Annotated in this window: 1 protein-coding gene; it reads left to right on the top strand. The window is 62.8% G+C overall.

Going from position 1 to position 760, the window contains the following annotated elements; translation table 11 throughout:
• On the top strand, window positions 1–698 hold a 698-nt coding region (locus tag DBR24_RS34340; protein ID WP_256591962.1), incomplete at its 5' end, for an alkaline phosphatase.
• Between the last annotated feature and the right edge of the window lie 62 nt (window positions 699–760).

Genomic DNA, 760 nt, shown 5'->3' with positions numbered 1-760 from the left:
CGCCGATGCGTCTGCAGGCGGCCGACGGCGGCGGGCGGATTTATCGCAAGCTCAGCTACGGGCCGATGCTCGATGTGTTCGTGCTCGACATGCGCAGCTATCGCGGCGCCAACGACGACAATCTCGGCGCGGCCAAGCCGTTTCTGGGGCGTGAGCAACTGGACTGGCTCAAGCGTGGGCTGCAGCGCTCCAAGGCGCAGTGGAAGGTGATCGCCGCCGACATGCCGATCGGCCTCGGTGTGCCGGACGGTGAAGTCAGCCCGGGCGTGGCGCGCTGGGAGGCGGTGGCCAACGGTGACCCCGGCCCGGCTCAGGGGCGTGAACTGGAAGTCGCCGAGTTGCTCGGTTTTCTGCGGGCGCAGCAAGTGCGCAATTTCGTTTTCCTCACCGCCGACGTGCATTACTGCGCGGCGCATCATTACCACCCGGATCGCGCGGCATTTCAGGATTTCGAGCCGTTCTGGGAGTTTGTCGCCGGACCGCTGAATGCCGGGAGCTTCGGTCCCAATCCGCTGGATAAAACCTTTGGTCCTGAAGTGGTGTTCCAGAAAGCACCTACGGCGCAGAACATGTCACCGTTCGCCGGATTTCAGTTCTTTGGCGAGGTGAACATTGAGGGGCAGAGCGGGGAGATGAGCGTGGTATTGCGGGATTTGAATGGGGTCGCGGTGTTCGAGCAGAAATTGCAGCCGGTTTGAAGATCAAAAACTACCCTCACCCCAGCTCTCCCGAAACATCGGACCGCCCGGAGGGTGAGGGG

The sequence above is a fragment of the Pseudomonas sp. HMWF006 genome, assembly GCF_003061205.1.
In the GTDB taxonomy this organism is placed as follows: Bacteria; Pseudomonadota; Gammaproteobacteria; order Pseudomonadales; family Pseudomonadaceae; genus Aquipseudomonas; species Aquipseudomonas monsensis.
This window is presented reverse-complemented; position numbering and strand designations above follow the sequence as displayed.